At 64.5% G+C, this 22,502-nt stretch carries 21 protein-coding genes; 7 read left to right on the top strand and 14 right to left on the bottom strand.

The features are described from left to right. Window positions 1-380, top strand: a 380-nt coding sequence (locus tag SE91_RS08210) for a tetratricopeptide repeat protein (RefSeq protein ID WP_156489966.1), incomplete at its 5' end; no start/stop codon positions are given. On the opposite strand, the gene SE91_RS08205 is transcribed toward SE91_RS08210, so the two are convergent. From SE91_RS08205 to SE91_RS08185, 5 genes are all read right to left on the bottom strand, one after another. Then, window positions 377-2,467 (bottom strand): molybdopterin oxidoreductase family protein, encoded by a 2,091-nt coding sequence (locus SE91_RS08205; RefSeq protein ID WP_061847216.1) that lies wholly within the window; start codon window positions 2,465-2,467, stop codon window positions 377-379. The two genes, SE91_RS08210 and SE91_RS08205, sit on opposite strands and share 4 nt — an antisense overlap. A 162-nt stretch (window positions 2,468-2,629) precedes the next feature. Next, window positions 2,630-3,436, bottom strand: coding sequence for an SDR family NAD(P)-dependent oxidoreductase (locus SE91_RS08200; RefSeq protein WP_061847215.1), 807 nt, complete (start codon window positions 3,434-3,436; stop codon window positions 2,630-2,632). A gap of 22 nt (window positions 3,437-3,458) precedes the next feature. Continuing rightward, complete coding sequence (locus SE91_RS08195; RefSeq protein WP_061847214.1) at window positions 3,459-4,751, bottom strand: TRAP transporter large permease; 1,293 nt, start codon at window positions 4,749-4,751, stop codon at window positions 3,459-3,461. After that, window positions 4,742-5,293, bottom strand: a complete 552-nt coding sequence (locus tag SE91_RS08190) for a TRAP transporter small permease (RefSeq protein WP_061847213.1) — start codon at window positions 5,291-5,293, stop codon at window positions 4,742-4,744. The genes SE91_RS08195 and SE91_RS08190 overlap by 10 nt, the downstream gene beginning before the upstream one ends. 64 nt (window positions 5,294-5,357) lie before the next feature. Then, window positions 5,358-6,329, bottom strand: a complete 972-nt coding sequence (locus tag SE91_RS08185; RefSeq protein WP_061847212.1) for a TRAP transporter substrate-binding protein — start codon at window positions 6,327-6,329, stop codon at window positions 5,358-5,360. A gap of 303 nt (window positions 6,330-6,632) precedes the next feature. Here SE91_RS08185 and SE91_RS08180 point away from each other — a divergent pair, with 303 nt between their 5' ends. Then, window positions 6,633-7,409, top strand: coding sequence for a cyclase family protein (locus SE91_RS08180; protein ID WP_061847211.1), 777 nt, complete (start codon window positions 6,633-6,635; stop codon window positions 7,407-7,409). 10 nt (window positions 7,410-7,419) lie between these two features. Here SE91_RS08180 and SE91_RS08175 read toward each other — a convergent pair whose 3' ends face one another. The 5 genes from SE91_RS08175 to SE91_RS08155 form a co-directional block, all read right to left on the bottom strand. Continuing rightward, window positions 7,420-8,148, bottom strand: coding sequence for a Crp/Fnr family transcriptional regulator (locus SE91_RS08175; protein ID WP_008555459.1), 729 nt, complete (start codon window positions 8,146-8,148; stop codon window positions 7,420-7,422). Window positions 8,149-8,368: 220 nt separating this feature from the next. Continuing rightward, a complete protein-coding gene (locus SE91_RS08170) occupies window positions 8,369-9,082 on the bottom strand; it encodes a helix-turn-helix domain-containing protein (RefSeq protein ID WP_061847210.1) in 714 nt (237 codons plus the stop codon). Between the two features lie 143 nt (window positions 9,083-9,225). Beyond that, on the bottom strand, window positions 9,226-10,329 hold the full coding sequence (locus SE91_RS08165) for an ABC-type transport auxiliary lipoprotein family protein (RefSeq protein ID WP_061847209.1): 1,104 nt from the start codon (window positions 10,327-10,329) through the stop codon (window positions 9,226-9,228). A gap of 3 nt (window positions 10,330-10,332) precedes the next feature. Beyond that, complete coding sequence (locus SE91_RS08160) at window positions 10,333-11,100, bottom strand: ABC transporter ATP-binding protein (RefSeq protein ID WP_061847208.1); 768 nt, start codon at window positions 11,098-11,100, stop codon at window positions 10,333-10,335. 2 nt (window positions 11,101-11,102) lie between these two features. Further along, on the bottom strand, window positions 11,103-12,239 hold the full coding sequence (locus SE91_RS08155) for an ABC transporter permease (protein WP_008555475.1): 1,137 nt from the start codon (window positions 12,237-12,239) through the stop codon (window positions 11,103-11,105). Between the two features lie 164 nt (window positions 12,240-12,403). On the opposite strand from SE91_RS08155, the gene SE91_RS08150 reads away from it, so the two are divergent. Then, window positions 12,404-12,679, top strand: a complete 276-nt coding sequence (locus SE91_RS08150; protein ID WP_060737833.1) for a hypothetical protein — start codon at window positions 12,404-12,406, stop codon at window positions 12,677-12,679. Next, the gene (locus SE91_RS08145) at window positions 12,680-13,165 is read left to right on the top strand and encodes a phage holin family protein (RefSeq protein ID WP_061847207.1); all 486 of its coding nucleotides are present in this window, start codon (window positions 12,680-12,682) and stop codon (window positions 13,163-13,165) included. It begins immediately after the preceding gene. Window positions 13,166-13,171: 6 nt separating this feature from the next. Here the strand turns inward: SE91_RS08145 and SE91_RS08140 are convergent, their stop codons facing one another. After that, window positions 13,172-15,865 (bottom strand): bifunctional acetate--CoA ligase family protein/GNAT family N-acetyltransferase, encoded by a 2,694-nt coding sequence (locus tag SE91_RS08140; RefSeq protein ID WP_061847206.1) that lies wholly within the window; start codon window positions 15,863-15,865, stop codon window positions 13,172-13,174. A 317-nt stretch (window positions 15,866-16,182) separates the two neighbouring features. Here SE91_RS08140 and SE91_RS08135 point away from each other — a divergent pair, with 317 nt between their 5' ends. The 3 genes from SE91_RS08135 (at window position 16,183) to SE91_RS08125 (ending at window position 19,533) form a co-directional block, all read left to right on the top strand. Beyond that, window positions 16,183-17,727, top strand: coding sequence for a bifunctional aminoglycoside phosphotransferase/ATP-binding protein (locus tag SE91_RS08135; protein WP_061847205.1), 1,545 nt, complete (start codon window positions 16,183-16,185; stop codon window positions 17,725-17,727). An 11-nt stretch (window positions 17,728-17,738) separates the two neighbouring features. After that, window positions 17,739-18,710: a CHAD domain-containing protein gene (locus SE91_RS08130; protein ID WP_061847204.1), complete on the top strand. Its 972-nt coding sequence runs from the start codon at window positions 17,739-17,741 to the stop codon at window positions 18,708-18,710. Between the two features lie 94 nt (window positions 18,711-18,804). Next, complete coding sequence (locus SE91_RS08125) at window positions 18,805-19,533, top strand: CBS domain-containing protein (protein WP_061847203.1); 729 nt, start codon at window positions 18,805-18,807, stop codon at window positions 19,531-19,533. A 26-nt stretch (window positions 19,534-19,559) separates the two neighbouring features. On the opposite strand, the gene SE91_RS08120 is transcribed toward SE91_RS08125, so the two are convergent. The 3 genes from SE91_RS08120 to SE91_RS08110 all read right to left on the bottom strand — a co-directional run bounded on the left by SE91_RS08120 (window position 19,560) and on the right by SE91_RS08110 (window position 22,395). Continuing rightward, window positions 19,560-20,018, bottom strand: a complete 459-nt coding sequence (locus tag SE91_RS08120) for a RidA family protein (RefSeq protein ID WP_061851042.1) — start codon at window positions 20,016-20,018, stop codon at window positions 19,560-19,562. Between the two features lie 21 nt (window positions 20,019-20,039). Further along, complete coding sequence (locus SE91_RS08115; RefSeq protein ID WP_061847202.1) at window positions 20,040-21,731, bottom strand: benzoate-CoA ligase family protein; 1,692 nt, start codon at window positions 21,729-21,731, stop codon at window positions 20,040-20,042. 145 nt (window positions 21,732-21,876) lie between these two features. Further along, on the bottom strand, window positions 21,877-22,395 hold the full coding sequence (locus tag SE91_RS08110; RefSeq protein WP_008568331.1) for a MarR family winged helix-turn-helix transcriptional regulator: 519 nt from the start codon (window positions 22,393-22,395) through the stop codon (window positions 21,877-21,879). Between the last annotated feature and the right edge of the window lie 107 nt (window positions 22,396-22,502).

Below are 22,502 nucleotides of genomic sequence, written 5' to 3'. Positions count from 1 at the left end.
ATTTCGACGCGGTGATCCGCCGCGCACCCGGCGATGCGGAAGCGCTGAACAACCGGTGCTGGACCCGGGCTGCGACCGGCGACCTGCAAGGCGCGCTCTCCGACTGCAACCTGGCGCTTCAGATCGACCCTGGACTGAGCGATACCCTCGACAGCCGCGGTCTCGTCAACCTCAGGCTCGGACGGACCACCGAGGCGATCAAGGACTACACCGACGCGATCCAGCGCAACCCACGCTCGTCATCCTCGCTGTTCGGCCGCGGCGTCGCCACCCGCAAGAGCGGCGGCGACGGCGCCACCGACATTGCGCAGGCGAAATCGATGAACCCGGAAATCGCGAAGGAATTCGCAGGCTACGGCGTGACGGAGTGCGCGCCCTAGACGGTAAGAGCTTTCCTGATCCAGACCTTGTTGTCGTGGAACGCGGCGCCGCCGATCGGCGCGATGGTGTCCGCGCCCGTCAGCATGTTGATGCCGCGGCCGCCGATATGGCCCTTGTTCGGATGAACGGATTCGGCGATCAGCACGCCACGCCGCACGCCCTCGAACAGCGTTGCGATCAGCGTGGTCTCGCCGCGGCCGTTGCCCAGCGTCACCGCATCGCCATCGGCGATGTCGAGTGCAGCCGCGTCGAGGGGGTGGATCATCACGCTGGCCCTGCCCTCGCGCGCCTGCGAGGACGGCGTCTCGTTGAAGGTGGTGTTGAGGAAGCTGCGCGAGGGGCTGGTCGCCAGCCGGAACGGATGAGCCTGGTCGGTGTGCTCGATCACCGCCCAATGATCCGGCAGATCAGGCATCTTGTCGAAATCGCCCATGGTCTGGCCAAACGGCGGATGCGCCCAATCGGCCTTGAAGTGGAATTTCTTGTCGGCATGGGCAAAGCCGTCGAGATAATGCGAGGTTCGGAAATCCGGCTGCAGGTCGCGCCAGATATCGGCTTCGAGGCCGGCGATGTCGCCGTGATTGCTCAGCTTCAGCGTCGCGTCAATCAGCTCGCGCGGCGTCATCTCGAAGCCCGGATGCCTGGCGCCGAGCCGCGGCGCCAGCGCCTGCAACACCCCATGGTTGGAACGACACTCGCCGGGCGGGTCGATCAGCTTCGGTCCGACCGAGATGTGCTGATGGCCGCCGCCGTAATAGAGATCGTCGTGCTCCATGAACATGGTCGACGGCAGCACGATGTCGGCCATCTCGGCGGTCTCGGTCATGAACTGCTCGTGCACCACGACGAACAGGTCTTCGCGTGCAAAGCCCTGCCGCACCAGCGCCTGTTCCGGCGCCACTGTCATCGGATTGGTGTTCTGGATCAGCATGGCCTTGACCGGACCCTTGCCCAGCAAAGCTTCGGCATCGCCAGTAAGGATGCGACCGACCTGCGACTGGTCGAGCGCGCGGATGGTCTTGTCGATTGCATCATGGCCTTCGATGATGGATTCGTTGAAGTGCCACAGCGCGAAATTGTTGAAGAAGGCACCGCCGCCTTCATATTGCCAGGCGCCCGTCACCGCGGGGATGCACAGCGCGGCATGCATCTGCGTCGCGCCATTGCGCGAGCGGGTGAAGCCGTAACCGAGACGCAGGAACGTCCGCTTGGTCTCGCCGACCGCTTTGGCGAAGGCCTCGATCTCCGACACCGGCACGCCGCAGATAGCGGAAGCCCATTCCGGCGTGCGCGTCTTCAGGTGCGCCTCGAGCTCGGCGGGGCAATCGGTGTATTTGTCCATATAGGCGCGGTCGGCGTAGCCGTCACGGAACAGGACATGCATCACGCCGCAGGCAAACGCGCCGTCGGTGCCGGGCCGCAGGATGATCTTGATGTCGGCCTGCTTCATGGTGTCGTTGTCGTAGATGTCGACCGCGGCGATCTTCGCGCCACGTTCCTTGCGCGCGCGGGTGGCGTGCGTCATCACGTTGACCTGGGTGTTGACCGGATTGGTGCCCCAGATCACGACGAGATCGGACAGCGCCATCTCGCGGGGATCGACGCCGGCAATCTTGCCGGTGCCGATCGCAAAGCCGATGCGCGCGACATTTGCGCAGATGGTCTGATAGAAGCGCGAGTATTTCTTCACGTGGGTGAGACGGTTGAGGCCGTCGCGCATCACCAGGCCCATGGTGCCGGCGTAGTAATAGGGCCAGATCGATTCCGCGCCGAACTCGCGCTCGGCCTGGTTAAAACGGTCGGCGATCTCGTCCAACGCCTCGTCCCAGGAGATCCGCGCGAACTGCCCGGAGCCCTTCGCACCCGTGCGGCGCATCGGAAACGTCAGCCTGTCAGGGTGATGGATGCGCTCGGCGTAGCGGGCGACCTTGGCGCAGACGACGCCGGCCGTATAGGTCTGCTTTTTCGAACCACGAACGCGGCCGATGCTGCGACCTTCAACCACCTCGACATCGAGCGCGCAGGCCGAGGGGCAATCATGCGGGCAGGTCGAATGGCGGATTTCGATCTTGGCGTGCTGGTTCATGGCCCGATTCGTAACACCAAAATACCTGCCAGCCGAGGGCATTTATCCGGCAATGCCCATGCGATTTTGCTCATTCCGCGCGCGCCCGCGGTTCCTGCTGCGCCTGCGAAGACGACGCCACCGTTGCGCACAGGGCGATCCCGGGCCAGTTACGCCCCAGCCCTATTTGTGCAGTTGGGTGAGCCCGGTCGGCGGGCCGTCGACGGCGGTCCAGCCGCCATCGACAAACAGCGTGCTGCCGGCGACATAGCTCGCGGCGTCCGAGGCTAGATAGGCCACGGCGGTGGCGACCTCGTCGGCGCTGCTCCAGCGGTTGAACACGGTATGGCCGGCATAGAGATTGTAGATGTCGGGGCGCTGCTTGAACGGGCCGGTCAGCGCGGTCTCGGCAATGCTCGGCGCGATAGCGTTGACGCGCACGCCGGCATGGCCGACCTCGGAGGCAAAGCCCTTCACCAAAAGACCGATCGCCGCCTTGGTCGAACCATAGACGCCGAGGCCCGGCTCGATCGTCACCGCCCGCACCGAGGAGCAGGCGATGATGCTGCCGCCCTTCTGCTCCACCATGATGCGGCCGAAGGCCTGGAAGAAAAAGACCGTGCCCTTGACGTTGAGATTGAGGACGCGGTCGAGATCCTCCTCGGTGTAATCGAGGATGGTCTTGCGGATGTTGAGGCCCGGCGTGGTCACGGCGATGTCGAGCCGCGAAAATTTCTGCATCACGGTTTTTGCGAGTGCATTGACGTCCGCCGCGCTTGCGGCGTCGCACGAAGCTGCCTCCGCCCAGCCGCCCTTCTCCCGAATGCCGGCTGCGGTCGCTTCCGCCGCATCGCGCGCGCGATCGGCGCAGACAACGCGGGCGCCGAGCCCGGCCAAGGCCTCGGCCGACGATTTGCCGATGCCGGACGCGGCGCCGAGCACGACTGCGGTCTTGCCGGTGAGATCGAAGAGCTTGCGATAGTCCGTCACTGATAGTGTCTCCCAGGTGCTGTCAGCCCTTGTAGTCCATCAGCAGGCGGGGCAGCCACAGCGAGAATGCAGGGACGTAGGTCACGAACATCAGTGCTGCGATCAGCGCGGCATAGAACGGCAGGATGGTGCGCATCACCGCGCCGACCGAGATGCCGCCGATGGCGCAGCCGACGAACTGGGTGGTTCCGACCGGCGGGGTGTTGAGCCCGAGGGCGCAGTTGATCAGCATCAGCATGCCGAACTGCACCGGATCCATGCCGGCCTTCATCGCGATCGGCAGGAAGATCGGCGTGCAGATCAGGATGGTCGCCGCCATGTCCATGAACGTGCCGAGCACGAACAGGATGACGTTGATGAGCAGGAAGATCATCCAGGGCTGCGTCGAGACCTTGCTCATCATCTCGCCGGCGAGGTCGGCCACCTCGTAGAGTCCCATCAGGTACTGGAACATGGTGGAGACGCCGATCAGAAGCAGCACCACGCCCGTCGTCTTCACTGCTTTGGCCGCGGCGCGCAGGAAGTTGCCCCAGGTCATGGTGCGGTAGATGAAGAAGGTCAGCAGGATCGTGTAGGTGACCGCGATGGCCGCCGATTCCGTTGCCGTGAACACGCCGGAGAGGATGCCCGCCAGGATGATGCCGACGATCAGCAGGCCTGGCAGCGCGGCCGCGAGCGAGCGGAACACCTCGGCCCAGCCCGGGAATTTTCCTGCGGGATAGCCCCGCTTCACCGCGACCGCGTAAGCGGCGACCAGCATGCAGACCATCAGCACCAGCGCCGGCAGGAGGCCGGCGGCAATCAGCGCGCCGATCGAGACCTTGCCGCCGGCGGCAAGCGCATAGATGATCATGTTGTGGCTGGTCGGCATCAAGGCTCCGACCAGCGAGGCATGGGTGGTGACGTTGACGGCGTAGTCGGTGTCGAAGCCCTCTTTCTTCATCATCGGGATCATCACCGCGCCCATCGCCGACACGTCGGCCACGGGCGAGCCGGAGACGCCGCCGAACAGCGTGCAAGCGACCACATTCGACATGCCGAGCCCGCCGCGGATGTGCCCGACCAGATTCTTGGCGAGCTGCACGATCTTGTCGGCGACGCCGCCGTGCAGCATCAGCTCACCGCTGAAGACGAAGAAGGGAATGGCGAGGAACGAGAAGATGTTCATCCCCGACATCATCTGCTGGAAGATGACGGCGACCGGCAGGCCTTCGTAGAGGATGGTGCATATCGCCGAGAGGCCGATCGCGAAGGCGACGGGAACGCCGAGGATGAGAAAGCCGAAGAAGGTGGCGCCGAGGATGATCAGTTCCATGAGGGGACCACCTCTTCGCCGCGCAGGAGAGCAATGATGTGCTCGATTGAAAAGGAAACGATCAGGAGGCCGGAGGCGATCAGCGGCACGTAGCGGATCACCTCGGGCAGGCCCAGATTGGGGATATGCACGGTTCCCACCGACGCGCCGAGGATCCAGCCGTTGTAGACCATCGCTACGCCGAACACGGCCACCAGACCGTGGATCAAGAGCTCGATCTTCTCCCGCATGTGATCCGGAAGCATCACCAGCAAGCTGTCCATGCCGATGTGTCCGGCATCGCGCACGCCGACGGCGGCACCGATCAGCGTGACGTACAGGATGAGAACCAGCGCGAGGTTTTCCGTCCAGGTCGGGCTGGAGTTGAGCACGTAACGTCCGAACACCTGGTAGAAGACGATGATGACGATGACGAGCAGGCCGGTGACGGACAGATACATGCCCGCGCGCGCGACGAGCGCATTGATCCGCGACAGCAAGCCGGTAGACGGGCGGCCGGTGACCGCCTCGTGCTCGTGATCTGCGACGTGTGGATCTGTCATCCCGCCCCTCCCCGCCGGGGTCCGGTGCCGCGGGTCGGCGGCTCCGGACCCGACGCCGTTGTGCTTACTTCGTGTCCTGGATGCGCTTGACTAGGCTCTGGAGCTTCTCGTCGCCGGCGAACTTCTGGTACACCGGCTTCATCGCGTCGACGAACTCCGCCTTGTTGGCGATGGTGACGACCTGAACGCCGGCCGCCTCGACGGTTTTGCGGGAAGCCTGCTCGCGCTCGTCCCAGAGCTTGCGCATGACGGGCACGGATTCCTTGGCCGCCTTGCGGACCAAGGCCTGGTCGTCCTTGCTCAGCGTGTCCCAGACCTTCTTCGACATCACGAGAACTTCCGGAGCGAGGGAGTGCTCGGTGACATTGTAGAACTTGGCGGCCTCGAAGTGACGCGAGGACTCATAGGAAGGCCAGTTGTTCTCGGCAGCGTCCACAAGGCCCGTCTTGAGCGCGGTATAGACCTCGCCATAGGGCATTGGCGTCGGGTTGGCGCCGAGGCTCTGGATCATGCCGACCCACAGGTCGGATTGCTGGACGCGGATCTTCAGGCCCTTGAGGTCGGCGAGCGACTTGACCGGCGCCTTGACGGTGTAGATGGACCGGGCGCCGCTGTCGTAATAGGCAAGGCCGACCAGGCTCGCGGGCGCCATTGAGGCCAGGATCTCGTCGCCGATCGGCCCGTCGAGGACGGTGCGCATGTGCTGCGTATCCCGGAAGACGAAGGGCAGGCATAGCGCGATGGTCTCGGGCACGAAATTGTTCAGCGGCGATGCGTTGATCCGCATCATGTCGAGCGCGCCGATCTTGAGTTGCTCGATGGTGTCCTTCTCGGAGCCCAGGGCGCCGTTCGGATACACCTTGACGCCGAGCTTGCCGCCGCTCGCCGCCGCGAGCTGCTTGCCCATGAACTTGACGGCCTCGACGGTCGGATAATCGGCGGGATGGATGTCGGCGGAGCGGAAATCGCGCGCAGTCGCCAGGGGCGCTGAGACCGCCAGCGCAACGGCGGTGATGATACCGGTGAGCGTCTTCATCTGGGCTTTCCTCCTGGTTGATTGCATTGATTATATCGTTGTCGGGCCGGCTGCAGGGCCGCCTTGGGTCGCTCCACTTCAGGCGTGAAGTCAAGCGCCAAGTCGTCCCTAGGGCGGCCGGCATTCTCTGTCCAAGCCAAATCCAGCATCGATCAATGCAAGAGTTGCATCGATCAATTTCCCGCGCAATTCGCCCTACGGCGGGTACGCGGACCTGGCTGACGTCGCCGCCACGTGACTTGACGCCGGCAATGGAGGCCCCTCAAGATATTCGAAAGAGCGGACGAAGTTGAGGGAATGCCCATGCCGCGGAAGCTGATCGATATCTCAGTGCCGCTCAAGAACGACGTGACGGCCGATCCGCCGGGCAACCATCCGACGATCCAGTACATCGATCACCAGCAGGGTCTGCCGCGCATGCTGCAGTTCTTCGATGGCCTGAAGGCGCAGGATCTGCCGGATGGCCAGGGTTGGGCCGTCGAGCAGGTCTCGCTGTCGACGCACAATGGAACGCATCTCGATGCGCCCTGGCATTTTCATCCGACCATGAACCGCGGCGAACGGTCATGGACCATCGACGAAGTGCCGCTGGAATGGTGCTTCCAGCCCGGCGTGAAGCTCGACTTCCGGCATCTGCCCGACGGCTACGTGGCGAGCGCCGGCGATGTCGAGCAAGAGCTGAAGCGCATCGGGCACACGCTGTCGCCGCTGGAGATCGTCCTCGTCAACACCAGCGCCGGCGCGAAATTCGGCCAGGCCGACTACGTCAATTCCGGCTGCGGCATGGGCTATGAGGCCACCATGTACCTGCTCGAACGCGGCGTCCGCCTGACCGGCACCGACGGCTGGAGCTGGGACGCGCCGTTCGTCTATACCGCGAAGAAATATGCCGAAACAAAAGACGCCGGCCTGATCTGGGAAGGCCACAAGGCGGGACGGCACATCGGTTATTGCCATCTCGAGAAGCTGCACAATCTCGATCAATTGCCGTCGACCGGGTTCACCGTCTCGTGCTTCCCGGTGAAGATCGAACGCGCCTCGGCCGGCTGGACCCGCGCGGTCGCGATCATCGACGATTAGGCTCGAGCTCTCACGCGCCGTCGAGGCCGCTCTCGGCGAGCTCGCGCAGCGCATCGGTGTCCAGCACGACAATGGCGCCGTGCTCGAGACGAACCCAGTTGCGGCCGGCCCAGGCGCGCAATTGCTTGTTGATGCTCTCGCGCGTCATCCCCACCATCTCGCTGATCTCCTGCTGCGTGATGGCGAGCGTGCCGCTGCCGGAGTCGAGCTTGCGCTCCTCGGTGAGACCGAGCAGCGCGCTGGCGAGCCGGCCCGGCAGATTCTGGAGGATCACCTGCTCGACCTGCTGGCTGGTCCAGCGCAGGCGTGCGCAGAGCAGCTCGATGAACTTCATCGCCAACGCCGGCTGGCTCTTCACGAACGGCAGGAAGTCCCGGCGGTCGATAATATAAAGCTCGCAATTGGTGTTGGCGGTGGCGTCGGCCGACCTGGGCGCGCCATCGAGCACGGCGATCTCGCCGAAAATCTCTCCGGGACCGATCAGATTGAGAATGGCGTTCCGCCCATCCGGCGAGGAAGAGGAGATCTTCACCGTACCCGTGATCACCGCGAACAGATTGTTGCCGGGATCACCCTTGGCGGCGATGGTCGCACCGCGCTTCACGGTGGTGTGCTTGGCATAGCGGCAAAGCTGGTCGAGCGCCTCCGGCTCCAGATCCGCGAAGATCGGGTGCTTGCGCAGGACCGATAGTTTGTTGCCCGCCGACTGTCGGGGATCGCCGGTCTTGTCCTGAGGCACGCCGCGGCTCCTGAGACTGCGAGGCACTGGGGTTCCTGCGTAGTCAACGTTACCAGGCTTTTCAACCGGAAAGCACGGGCGCGATTTCAGGCAAATGCCGCGAAAATGCCGTGTTCGGGCCGGGCCGGGTACCCAAGGGATGCGTCGATGCATTGGGATCGATGCAGAGTTGCAGGCAACGCAAGTCGATTGCGTTGAGGCGCTGCGGCAGGCTGGCTTGTCAGGCTGCGGCTAGAGCCTCGACACGCGCGGCGTCGCGCAGGCTGATGCCGCCATGGAGGATCTCGATGACGCCATGACGCTCCAGCTTGGTGAAGGTGCGGCTGACGGTTTCGATGGTCAGGCCGAGATAGTCCGCGATGTCCTGGCGGCTCATCGGAAGCGGCACCAAGTCCAGCGATCCCCCGAGCGCCGACAGACGCTGACGCCAGCCGAGCAGAAAGGTCGCGACCTTCTCGTCGGCAGAGCGGCGGCCCAGCAAAACCATGTGGTCGCGCGCCTGGCTCAGCTCGCGAATGGCGAGCTCGTTGATCCGCCTCAGCAGTCGCGGCCGGTCCTCGATGAAACGGCCGAACGCTGCCTTGCCGAACTGGCACACTGTCACCGCACCGATCGCGTCGGCCGAAAAATTGTGGCGGCCGGACAAGTTCATCCCCAGGAAATCGCCGGGCAAGGCGAAGCCTACGATCTGCCGCCGGCCGTCAGGCAGCAGCTTGTACAACCGCATGACGCCTTCCAGGACGTTGTAGAACGAGGTGGTGATGTCCTCCTCGGAGAACACGGTCTCGCCCGAGTCGAAACGGACACGGCGTGCCAGATGCTCGAACTCCCGGAGTTCGGCGGCATCCAGCGACGCGCAAACCGCTGCACCGCGGACGGCGCAATCGTCACAGACATGTCCGTTCGGCTCAATCGCGACCACCGAAGGCTTCATCCATCGCTCCAAACGCCGGCCTTGGCTCCGCCTCCCGGCCGAGTTGCCACGCACCTGCATTTTACTGCGCCGTGGCAAAGGCGATTGACTCAGATCAAATCCGGCGAACCTCACCACTCTATTTCTCGCGAAGAGGTCGGCCGTTACACCGCCTGCACGGTCCAGCCGATCAGCTCCTTCGCAAGGCGGGCGAAGGCCACATCGAATGCCGCAACTGCCGACGCGGGCTCGACCTTGTCGAGCTTCTCGCTGGCCTCGATGAGGCGCGAGGCGATCACCTTGCCGTTCTTGTCGACGATCCGTGCCGACAGTGCGATCTCGACCCGCGTGCCGACGTCGGTGGCAATCCCGAACCGCCTGATGTCGATCAGGAGCTGGTAGTCCGCCGGCCCGAGATCGCTCGTGCGCAGCGGCGCGTGGGTGATGTCGTAATTCTCGAAACTGTCGATCAGGCGCGCCTGCACCAGCTTTGGAATGCTGTCGGCCCAGAGGAAGTCGGCAAAGCCCGGATTGCTGCCGCTGGGTGAGAACAGCATGCGCTGGGTCTGGAGCATCGCGACCGCGGTCGGCTCGGGAATGGCCAGCGACGCCGTCAGCGTCTTGCCAGCCGGCCCCAGATTCTGCGGCGTGCGCAGGTCGTAGGTGATCTTCTGCGCGGGCGTTCCGCCGCCCGTCATCTTCTCGAGGCCCGCCAGGATGCCGTCGATCTTGCCGGTGTTGCGCGCGAGCCCATCGGAGAACGTCTTCAGATTGGCAATGGTGTCCTTCAGCGGGCCTGAATTGTCCTCCAGCACGGTATCGACCCGCCGCAGCGCATCGCGCGCGGCCTGCGTCATGCTCTGGCCTGCGCCGGCCTCTGCGATCAAGGTCAGCGGCTCGCCGGATTTGGCGACGATCATGCCGCCTTCCAGCGTCACCACGGGGACGCCCGTCAGGCCCTGGAAATCGAGCCCGACCTTGGTGTCGGCGCGCACCGGCGTCGCCGCGGCAACCGAGATCGTCGCATTGACGAAGCGCGGGTTATCCGACGCGAGCCCGAGCTGGCTGACCTCACCGACGCGGATGCCGTTAAACAGCACGCCGGCACCGACCAGCAGGCCCGGCACGGCCCCCCGGAATTGCACGTGGTAGTTCGTGCGCGGGCCGATGCCGCCGGTGTTGTTCAGCCAATAGACGAAGCCGAATACCGCGAGGATCGCAGCCAGCACGAAGGTGCCGATCAGGACGTAGGGAGCGCGGGTTTCCATATGTCATCTCATTTCGTGTTGCAGCATCTGCGAGCGCTTGCCGTGGAAGTAGGCGCGCACCCAGGGATGCTCGGATTGCAGCAGCTCGCGCATCGGGCCGATCGCGACGATCCTGCCGTCGGCGAGTGCGGCGACGCGGTCGCAGACCGTCGTCAGGCTGGCAATATCATGGGTGACCATGAACACGGTCAGCCCCAGGGTCTTTTGCAGCGTCTTGATCAGCGCGTCGAAATCGCCGGCGGCGATCGGGTCGAGGCCGGAGGTCGGCTCGTCCAGGAACAGGATCGGCGGGTCGAGCGCGAGCGCGCGCGCCAGCGCCACGCGCTTGGTCATGCCGCCCGACAGCTCCGCCGGATATTTGTCCGCGTCCTGCGCCCGCAGCCCGACCATCTCGAGCTTGGCGATCGCGATCTCGTCCATCAGCTCCTGCGACAGGACCAGATTCTCGCGCAGGGGAAACTGGACGTTCTGTCTCACCGTCAGCGACGAGAACAGCGCGCCCTGCTGGAACAGGATGCCCCATGTCGTGGCGGCGCCATGAGCTCGACCATCGATGGGCCGTCCCATGACCTCGATGGTACCGCTCCGGCGCGGAATGAGGCCGATGATGGTGCGCATCAGCACCGACTTGCCGCCGCCTGACGCCCCAACGAGCCCGAGGATCTCTCCTTGGCGGACGTCGAGCGACAATCGGTCGAGCACGGTCTGGCGGCCAAAGCCGACCACGAGGTCGCGGACGCGGATCGCGAACTCCTGCTGTGGTTCGGCCATTGTCACATTCCGATCGACGCGAAGAAGATCGCGAACAGGCCGTCGAGCACGATCACCAGGAAGATCGACTTCACCACGGACGTCGTGGTCTGCCGTCCGAGCGATTCCGCGCTGCCCTTCACGCGCAAACCCTCGCTACAGGCGACGATCCCGATCACCAGCGCCATGAACGGCGCCTTCAGGATGCCCACCTCGAAATGGGTGATGGAAATGGCGTCATGCAGCCGCGCGATGTAGATCGCCGGTCCCATGTCGCCGTAGAACTGAGCAACCAGCCCGCCGCCGTAGAGCGCGGCGATGGACCCGATGAAGGCGAGGATCGGCAGCGCGATGACGAGGGCGGCAACACGCGGCAGGATCAGGACGTCGACGGAATCGAGGCCCATGGTCGAGAGCGCGTCGATCTCCTCGCGCATCTTCATCGAGCCGAGCTCGGCGGTGTAGGCGCTGCCAGAACGGCCCGCGACCATGATGGCGACGATCAGCACGCCGAGCTCGCGCAGGACCAGGATGCCGACCATATCGACGGTGTAGGACTCCGCGCCGAACCTTCGGAAATGGAAGAATCCCTGCTGGGCGATGATGGCGCCGATCAGGAAGGTGATCAGCACGACGATGGGAATCGCCTGCCATCCGATACGATAGAGCTGATAGACCAGCGAGGTCAGCCGCAGCGATTTTGGCCGGCGCAGCACGCCGATCACGGCCATGAACAACGCGCCGAGCAATTGAAGAAAGATCGTGATGTCTTCGCGCGCACCGACAGTTGCCTTGCCGAGATCGCCCAGTCTGAGCAGGACCGGATTTGACCGGGCCGCCGGCGCAGGGGTGTCGCGATTGACCTGGCGCACCTCGTCCATCAGGCCGCTGAAATGGTCGGCGACGCCGACGAATTCAGCCGATCTGCCTGACGATGCAGCCCGGCGCGACAGCTTCTCCAGGACCCAGGCACCGAGCGTATCGAGCGCGCTGACGCCGGACATGTCGAGGGTCACGGCCCTGGATCGTTCGACATCCGCCCCAACCGACCGGGACAATGTTTCGAGCCTCACCACATTCGCTGCGGTCCACGGCCCTTCCGGGCGCAATTTCAGCAGGTCGCCGGACGGCGTTGCCAGCAACAGCGGTTCGGAGTTCACGCTTCCACCTCATCGGGCCGACTGGTGCCCATTCAGCCGGCATTTCTAGGCCAGCATGTGGCGGCCGGATTGACCTGTCTCAAGATGACACCCCTTGACACAAATCAAGCAGGGCTGCGGCCGCGGGTCCTAGGTTGCCGGCATTCAGCGAGGATACCCAATCCATGTTCGACAGCGACAGGATGAGCGACGAACTGCGCGCGCTGAAGGTTGACGTCACGCGTCTTTTGAGCACCGCCGGCGAGCAGATCTACGACACCACGAAAGATCGCGCCGAGGCGCTGGCCGACCAGATCAAGGAGGCGCTCGCCGAACTCGGTGAGACCGCCGAGCAAGAGCAGGAGCAGCTTCAGGGCCTGATTGCGGATCGGCCGATCACGTCGCTCGCCTCCGCCTTCGCGCTCGGCGTGGTGGTCGGCTTCATGCTGAGGAGACATTAGGTGAATACCGAGAATGTCGTCAAACATCTGCGCGTGCTGTGGCGCACCGACAGGATCATCGCGGACATCAGGCTGCGCCATCTGGCGATGGGGCTTGGCCTTCGCGCCTTCGCGGCGCTGATTGCGGCATTCGGGCTGCTCATGCTGGAGCTGTCGGCCTATTTCGCCCTGGTGCAGATCTGGAGCGCGATTGCCGCGGCCGCCATCCTCGGCGCCGTCAACTTCGTCATCGCCGCGGTACTGTTCGTGATCGCCGGCCGCGCTCCGTCGGGGCGTGACATCGAGTTCGCCAATGAAATTCATGACGCCTCCATCGAAGCGCTCCAGCTCGAGGCGCGCGCGCTCCAGGCCCAAGTGTCGGGTGCCGTGCATCATCCGCTCAGCACGATCGTGCCGGTGCTGCTGCCGCTGATCGCGATCATCGTCAGGAATCTGCGGAAGACGGCCAAGGAGTCCGCCTCCTCGCCGGCTGAGGCGGGATCCTAACCCCGTTCAAAGCTTGAGCCTGACGTCGCAGATGTCAGGCTCTGACGGGTCCGGCTTCACCTCGAAGCCGAGCTGCCGGCACATCTCGAGCATGACGATGTTCTCCTGGAGCACGTCGCCCGATATGGTCTTCAGCCCTTCCGACTTCGCGTAGTCGATGATCAGCTGCATCAAGGCCCATCCCAGGCCCCTGCCCTTGAGATCGGACCGCAGCAGGATGGCATACTCGCCGCTCTCGTAGATCGAGTCCGAATGCAGCCGGACGACGCCGACCATCTCGCTGGTCTCCTCGTCGAAGGCAATGAAGGCCATCGCGCGCGCATAATCGAGCTGGGTCAGGCGCGCGATGAACTCGTGGGTAAATTCCTTCATCGGTGCGAAGAAGCGCAGGCGGAGATCGTGCGCGGTCACGTGACGCAGGAATTCGTGGATGGTCGGCTCGTCCTCGGGACGCAACGGCCGCACGAAGATGCGCCAGCTGTCCTTGAGTTTGAGGCGGCGCTCCCACTGCGACGGATAGGCTCTAACGGCGAAATTGGCCGGGCCGGAGCCGGCGAATTTCCGTTGCGGCGGCCCCACGGCGACGCGGGCGTCGACAGCAGTCACGCCGGTCTCATCCGCGAGCAGCGGATTGATATCGAATTCGCGGATCTCGGGAATGTCAGCGGCCATCTGCGCCAGCTTGACCAGCACCATGGCGACGGCATCCGGCTTCACCGCCGGCACGTCACGATAGGCCTTTAGCAGCCGCGACACGCGTGTGCGGTCAATCAGGTCGCGGGCGAGTTGCAGATCGAGTGGCGGCAGCGCCAGCGCCTTGTCGTTGATGATTTCCACGGCCGTCCCGCCTCGGCCGAAGACCACGACGGTTCCGAAGGTGGGATCGTCGGCAAGACCAAGAATGAGCTCCCGCGCCTTCGCCTTGACCACCATGGCCTGCACGATGACGCCGCCGATACGGGCTTCGGGCCGCAGCTTCCTCGCGCGATCGAGAATATCCGTGGCGGCCGCGCGCACAGCATCCGGCGTGGTCAGATTGAGGACGACGCCCCCGACATCCGACTTGTGGACGATGTCGCGCGACAGGATCTTCAGCACCACGGTCCCGCCTTGCGCGAATATCTCCTTCGCGCAGGCCACCGCCTGCTCGACATCAGCAGCGGCATAGGTCGGCACCATCGCGATATCGTAGGCTTCGAGCAGGTGTTTGATCTCGACAGGCTCGAGCCATTGGCGGCCGTCCGCGATCGCCGCGGTGACGATCTGCCTGGCGGCTCGGGCGTCCGGCACGAACGTATCAGGCATCGCGGGCGGAACCTGGCTCAGTTCTTCCACCACCTCGCGGTGCCGGACCAGATGCATGAAGCCGCGCACCGCATCGTCCTCGGTCGGGTAATTGGGAATGCCCGCGTTGGAGAGGGCCTGAATGATGGTCTGATCGGCCCCGACCCACGCGGCGAGCACAGGCTTCGCCCATCGGCGATGCTGCTCACGGTATTTTCCGACGAGCTCCGTCACGGTCGCGGCGATCTCGGCGGCTGAGGCAATCGCCGTCTGCACATTGAGGACGAGGACCGCATCGTTATCGGGATCGGCGAGCAGCAGCTCCAGCGCCGCGGCGTAGCGCACAGCATCAGCGTCGCCCACGATATCGACGGGATTTGCACCGGACCAGGTCGGCGGCAGCGCGGCATCGAGTTTCTTGCGGACGTCGGCCGAGATCGAGGCCGGAATTCCACCGAGCTCGACCAATCGATCGATGGCGAGGACGCCGATGCCGCCGCCATTGGTCAGGATGGCCAAGCGCTTCCCCGCCGGCGATTCGACACGGCCGAGCGTCTCGGCGCAATCGAACAGCTCGCGCAGGTCGGAGACGCGCAGCACACCCGCGCGGCGGAACGCGGCGTCATAGACCGCGTCGGCACCGGCAAGCGCACCGGTATGCGTGGCCGCGGCCTTCGCACCCTGCGCCATGCGGCCGGACTTCACCACGACGACCGGCTTCACGCGCGCGGCGGCGCGCGCCGCCGACATGAACTTGCGCGCGTCCTTGATCGCCTCGATGTAGAGCAGGATCGCGCGGGTCTTGTGATCCATCGCGAAATGGTCGAGCAGATCGGCAAGGTCGACGTCGATCTGGTCCCCGATCGAAACGATGCCGGAGAAGCCCACCCCGCGCTGCGCCGCCCAATCGACCATGCCGGCCGCGATCGCGCCCGATTGCGAGATCAGCGCGAGATTGCCGGGTCCCGGCATGTGCGCGGCAAAACTGGCATTGAGGCTGACCGCGGGCATCATGATGCCGAGGCAGTTCGGCCCGATCAGCCGCATGCCATGTTTGCGGGCCGCAGCGATCGTGCCCTCGTACAGGGATCCCGGACCGTGGCCGAGCCCGGCCGAGACGATCAGCGCGCCCGCCGAGCCGCGACGTCCGGCTTGGTCGACGATGCCGGGAACCTCGCGCGCCGGCGCGGTGATGACCACGAGCTCCGGCACGAAATCCAACCTGTCCAGGCTCTTCACGGCGGCGATGCCGCCGATCTCGGCATGGCGCGGATTGACGAGGCCAAACTCTCCCTTGAACCCCGCGCTGCGGATGTTCTCCAGAACGGCACGCCCGACCGATACCGGGCGGGCACTTGCGCCGACCAGCGCGACAGAGCGAGGCGACAGCAGGTTTTTCAGGCGGTAAGTCGACATGAAAGCAAATGCGCCCGGTCGCTGGCGGTTCCGATGGTGGATGATCAGGGCGAAAACTGCGAGTCTCGTGTGAAATCATAACCCATCACGGTGGCTGGCCAATGACGGTCTTCGTCACACCGCCCCAAATGATCTCTCCTTGCCACCAGAATAGGCCGGGTTTCGTCGGGACGGTTGATCCTGGTCAAGCAGCAGAATTGCGACAGGCAGCTCGGGACGGCGATTGACCGGCGTCAAGGACTGGCCGCGATCTCGCTTTAGGAATTAACTGCGTTGCGGACCCGCTCCGCTTCAACGCATCTGGATGTGCAGCAGGAATGACGGACGAGTCTGCGACCCAGGATCGGATCTTTGCGGTCCTCACCGATCCCGCCCTGCATCCGGGCGTGAGGCGGATCGATACGCACGCAGCCTCCGTGTTTCTCGACGGCGATCGCGCGCTCAAGATCAAGCGGGCCGTGAAATTTCCGTTCCTCGACTATTCGACGCTCGACAAGCGCAAGGCAGCCTGCGAGGAGGAGATCAGGATCAACCGGCCGCTGGCGCCGCAGATCTACCATGGCGTCGTAGCGATCACGGAGGAGACCGATGGGTCGGTGCAGATCGACGGGCCCGGCCGGTCGATCGAATATGCGGTCGACATGTCGCGCTTCGACGAAAGCCAGACGCTGGATCATTTGGCCAAGGCCGGCCCGCTGGATGAGGCTCTCGCGTTGGCTACCGCCGACGCTATCATGGCCGCGCATGCGGCGGCAGAGCGCGCCGAAGGCAAGGCGTGGATATTCGCCATCCCCGGCCTGATCGACGGCAACAGCAAAGGCCTGGGAACCGGCAATCGCTTGGACGCTGATGAAATCGCGCAGCTTGCCGAGGCTTCGCACGTGATGCTCCTGCACCTCCGGCCGTTGCTCGAAGAGCGCAGCCGCCAGGGCTTCGTGCGCCGCTGCCACGGCGACCTGCATCTTGCCAACATCGTGTCGATCGGCGGGCGGCCGGTGCTGTTCGATGCCATCGAATTCGATCCCCAAATGGCAACTGTCGACGTTCTCTACGATCTCGCATTCACGCTGATGGACTTGTTGCGCCACGATCAGGCACGCGCGGCCAACATCGTCCTGAACAGATATTTCGCCGCGACGCCGCCCGACAATCTCGATGCGCTCTCCACCCTGCCGCTTTTCATGTCGATCCGGGCGGCGATCCGCGCGCAAGTTGCACTGGCACGTCTGAAGCCGCCAGGTTCTGAAGATACCGACATCCTTGGGGATGCACGGCGCTATTTCGGCCTCGCCCGCATGCTGATCCGTGCACCCGCTCCCCGGCTGATCGCCGTCGGCGGACTGTCCGGCACCGGAAAGACGGTTTTGGCGCGCGCGCTCGCGCCAAGCGTCGCGCCACAGCCGGGCGCAATCGTGCTGCGCAGCGACGTCGTCCGCAAGCAGATGTTCGGGCTCGAGGACACGCAGCGGCTGCCGCCATCCGCATACACGCCTGATGTCACGGCCCGCGTTTATGACACCTTGGCCCGGCAGGCCCGGCGGGTGCTGGCGCAAGGTCATTCGGCGATCATCGACGGCGTATTCGCCCGCGAGGAGGAACGAGAGGCGATCACTGCGATGGCGCGCGAATGCAACGTGCCGTTGAACGGCCTATTCCTGGTTGCGGACCTCGCAACCCGGCAGGCGCGGATCGGAAGCCGCCGGGGGGATGCATCCGACGCCACGCAAGAGGTTGCCGCGCAGCAGGAGCACTATAATATCGGCCGTGTCGGTTGGGCGAGCATCGATGCATCCGGGACGCCAGAGCGGACGCTTCAGAGCTGCCGGGATGCAATTGCTGAGGGCATAAGGCAATCTGATTGACGCGGGCAAGGATGGCGCGACCCAGCACGACCTCGACGGCCGCACGCGCCATGCCGACGACGCGACGTAGCGCCCTCCCCGGCCGCCTCAGTCCCGGCATGGCCTGCGACACGGCGTTCCGGATCATCGCCCGCCGTCATTTCGATACCGTGCTCGCCCAACACGACGGCACCTGCCGCGGCGATCCTGACGCGCTGCACCGGATCCGGATCGCGCTGACGCATCTTCGCACCGCCATCCGATTTTTCTCGCCGATGGTCGACGACCCGCTGCGGCCGCATGTCTGGGCCGAACTGAAATGGCTCAACAGTCAGCTTGGCATGGTGCGAGATCTCGACGTAGCGATCGAGCGTGTCGTCGCCGAAAGCGGTGACGAACTCGCCGTGATCGCCGAGCTCCAGCACTGGGACGAGAAGCGTGCCGAGAGCCATCGCCTGCTGGCGCGCGCGCTGCAATCGGCGCGCTATCGCCGCTTGGTCGAGCAGACCTCGGCCTGGATCGAGAGCGGCCCCTGGTCGACCCGCCGCAGCAAGGAAGCCATCCGACTGCGCCGCTGCTCGCTCGCCGACCACGCAACGGAGCGGCTGACAGCGTGGGAAAAGACGCTGCTCAAGAAGGCCCGGAAGCTGAGCAAGCTCGATGTCGAGAAACGACACAAGCTGCGGCTCCTGAACAAGCGGATGACCTATTCGGTCGAATCGCTCGCGGATTTGTTCGCCGACGGGGCGGCGGCGAAGCAGAAGTCCATCCTCAAGCAATTGCGCAAGGCACAGAAGTCCCTCGGGCAGTTGAACGACGATGCGCGCGGGCAGGCGCTGGCCGCGTCGCTGAGCGGCGCCGGCCCGGAAGCCGGCATTCGCTTCCTCGACCACAAGCGGGAAAAGAAGCTGTTGCGAAAGGCGTCAGCGGCGTACCGGAAGCTGGATAAGGCCAAGCCGTTCCGGTCGTCGGACCTTGTGCCGAACCCGGAGCCTGAGGATTAGGTGCTCGCCCCCGCTTGACTTGCGTCAAATCCAGCCTCTCCCGATGATCTAAGCTTCGCACATCGATATCAGTGTGAACTCGCGGAGCTTCCCGATGCGCGCCCATCAGATCATGACCCGATCGGTCATCTCGGTTACTCCCGACACGAGCATCGTCGAGGCCGCGAACATCATGCTGAAGCGGCATGTCAGTGGCCTCACGGTCGTGGACGAGACCGGCAGGCTGCTCGGCATCGTCTCGGAAGGGGATTTCATCCGCCGCAGCGAAATCGGCACCGGCCGCAAGCGCGGACGGTGGCTGAGATTCATCCTCGGTCCGGGCAAATCGGCCAGCGACTTCGTCCACGAGCACGGCCGCAGGGTCTCGGAGGTGATGACGGAATCAGTCGTGACCATCACCGAAGACACGGCGCTCGCGGAGATCGTCGATCTCATGGAGCGCAATAACGTCAAGCGGCTGCCGGTGGTGCGCGGCGACAAGGTCGTCGGGATCGTCTCCCGCGCCAATCTGCTACAGGCGGTGGCGGGGCTCGCCGGCGAGGTGCCGGATCCGACGGCGGACGACGATCACATTCGCAGCCGTATCATCGAGACCATGGAGAAGAACGATTGGTGCCCGTTCGGGCTGAACGTCATCGTCCGCGACGGCATCGTTCACCTCAGCGGCGTCATCACCGAGGAGCGCACGCGGCAGGCCGCGGTCGTCGCCGCGGAGAACGTTGCGGGCGTGAAGAAGGTGCACGACCATCTCTGCTGGGTCGACACCATATCGGGCGTCTATCTCAACTCGCCCGAGGACGACAGGCTTGCCAAAGCGGGCTAACCAGCGCGAGCCGATCGCAGCAGGTCTCAGCGAGGAATGACGGCGGTGGCCTCGATTTCGACGCGCGCCGCCTTCTCGACCAGCCGGACGACCTGGACCAGCGCCATCGCGGGATAGTGCGCGCCGAAGATGTCGCGATAGATCCTGCCCAGCTCCTTCAGATTGGCCAGGTACTCGTCCATGTCGACGACGTACCAGGTCAGGCGCACGAGGTGTTCGGGTCGCGCGCCGGCCTCGGCCAAGATCGCTGCGATGTTAGCCAAGGTCTGGCGCACCTGCGCGACGAAGCCATCCGCAAGACGCTCTTCAGCATCCCAGCCGATCACCCCGCCCGTGACGACGATGCGTCCCTCGGCAGCCATGCCGTTGGCATAGCCCTTCGGCAGCGGCCAGCCGGACGGCTGCAGGACCTGCGCCTTCGGACGGGTTTCGTGCTCGGCTGCCGCCGGCAGCACCGCGAGCTGCGGACCTTTGGGCGTTGTCACGGACAATTCTCTATCCTTCTCTCATTCCGCCGCGACGCCTGAGGACGTCGCTGCGGCCTGCGCCAGCTGACGCAGGGCAAATCGTTTCAACTTGCCGGTCTCGGTCTTGGGCAATTGCGTCACGAACTCGATCGCACGCGGATATTTGTACGGCGCGATCTCGCGTTTGACATGCTCCTGCAACTCGGCGACGAGTTGCGCATCGGTCGTCACGCCGGGGGCGGCAATCACATACGCCTTCACGATCATGCCGCGGGCCTCGTCCGGGGCACCGACCACACCGCATTCGACGACCGCGGGATGGGTGAGCAGCGCCGCCTCGACATCGGTCCCCGCGATGTTGTAGCCAGCCGACACGATCATGTCGTCGGAACGCGACTGGTACCAGAAATACCCATCGGCATCCATCAGGTAGGTGTCGCCAGTGATGTTCCAGCCGTTCTGGACGTATTTCCGCTGCCGCTCGTCGGCGAGATAACGGCAGCCGGTCGGCCCGCGCACGGCCAGGCGGCCCATCGTGCCCGGAGGCACGTCGTGGCCCTCATCATCGACGATCTTGGCCTCATAGCCCGGCACCGGCTTGCCGGTCGCGCCGGGCCGGATCTCGTCTTCGGTCGCGCTGATGAAGATGTGCAGCAGCTCGGTCGAGCCGATGCCGTCCATCAGCTTGATGCCGGTGGCCTTGAGCCAGGCGTCGAATGTCGGCTTGGGCAGCGTCTCGCCCGCGGAAACGCATTTGCGCAGCGAAGAGATGTCGCGGCCGGCGAGCTTGCCGAGCATGGCCCGGTACGCGGTCGGGGCCGTGAAGCAGACCGTGGCCTTGTACTGCTCGATCGCATTGAGAATGTCGTCTGGCGTCGTCTTCTCCAGCACCACGAAGGATGCGCCGATATGCATCGGAAACAATACGCCGCCAAAACCGAAGGTGAAGGCAAGCGGTGCCGAGCCGACGAAGCGATCATTCTGCTCGGCGCGCAGGATGTTGCGCGCATAGCCGTCGCACACCGCCAGCATGTCCCGGTGGAAATGCATGGTGCCCTTGGGATCGCCCGTTGTGCCCGAGGTGAAGGCGATCAGGCAGACGTCGTCCGACGCGGTGTCGACAGCCCTGAACTCCGGGCTCGCATCCGCGATCAGCGCTTCGAGCGAATCCGGGGTGCCATTGCCCCAATACACCACATGCTTGAGGCCGGGCGCCGCGGCTTTCGCCTTTTCCATCTCCTCGGAGAGCTTCCCGTCACACAGCGCGAGCGAGATCTCCGCCTTCTGGATCGGATAGGACAGCTCCTTGGCGCGCAGCAGCGGCATGGTGGCGACGACGATGCCGCCGGCCTTGATGACGGCGAGATAGGTTGCGACCATCATCGGGTTGTTGGCCGAGCGCAGCAGGACGCGACCGCCGGTGACCAGACCCAGCTTGTCGACGAGCACGTTGGCGATGCGGCTCACAAGAGCTTGCAGCTCGCGATAGCTGTAGCTGACCGCAGGACTGATGACGCAGGGCGCATCGCCGTGGCCCTGCTCGACCCACCGATCGAGGAAGTAGCTGACGCAGTTCAATCGCGATGGATAGCGCAGCTCCGGCCGCGTGAAGATGAATTCGGGCCAGAGCTCGCGCGGCGGCAGATGTTGCCGCGCGAACGTATCGACATGGGCCGATGCAGCATTGCCGTCACACGAGCCCGACACTTGAACCTTGGCGGCGTTGGCCATCGCACGCTCCTTTCAGCATGGATTGCACCCGGCAGCACGATCTGAAAACATTTTAGGCTTAAAACAATTCGGCGCAATAGGGGATTTTGGGCATTGCGTGCTTTTTCATGCGGCAAAAGGGTTTGGCGGCCTGTCGTCCGCGCGGCTACGGCCGGCGGCGGGCGGCCGATTTCTGCGCAGACGCCTTGGTCTTGGCCAGCAGCCGCATCAATTCGCGCACATCCTTCGGCGTCAGGTCGGCAAAGAGATCGGCGATCCAGGTTTCGTGTTCCGCAGCCATCCTGCGAAACTCGGCGCGCCCGAGTTTCGTGAGGCGGATCACCTGGACCCGGCGGTCGGTCTCCGAGGTGCGCCGGTCGAGATGACCGGATTCCACGAGACGCTCGACGAGGCCGGTGACATTGCCATTCGACACCATCATGCGCTTGGAGACGTCGGACAGCGTCATGCCGTCAGGTGCCTTGTCGAGCTGCGCCATCAGGTCGAACCGGGGCAATGTGACGTCGAACCGCTGCCGCAGCCGCCCGCGAACCTCGCCCTCGATCAGGGTCGTGCAGGTCAGGAGCCGCAGCCACAGCCGAAGCTCTTCGGCATGGTCCTCCGGCGTTTCGACGGCCTTGGTCTCGGAATCGAGCATGTTGATGCAGTCACTCACGGCCGGCATTCGCGCCCGCACGGATTCCCCAACGTTTTGAGCTTCAAATAAATCGGAGCCGACCGCAAGTCCAAAGCTGCAACAATCGACCGCATGTCGATTTCTTTAGGCTTCAA

Origin of the sequence: Bradyrhizobium sp. DOA1 (genome assembly GCF_001593325.1) — a bacterium.
In the GTDB taxonomy this organism is placed as follows: domain Bacteria; phylum Pseudomonadota; class Alphaproteobacteria; order Rhizobiales; family Xanthobacteraceae; genus Bradyrhizobium.
The sequence above is the reverse complement of the archived record's forward strand: the minus strand, read 5'-3'. Positions and strand labels throughout refer to the sequence as shown.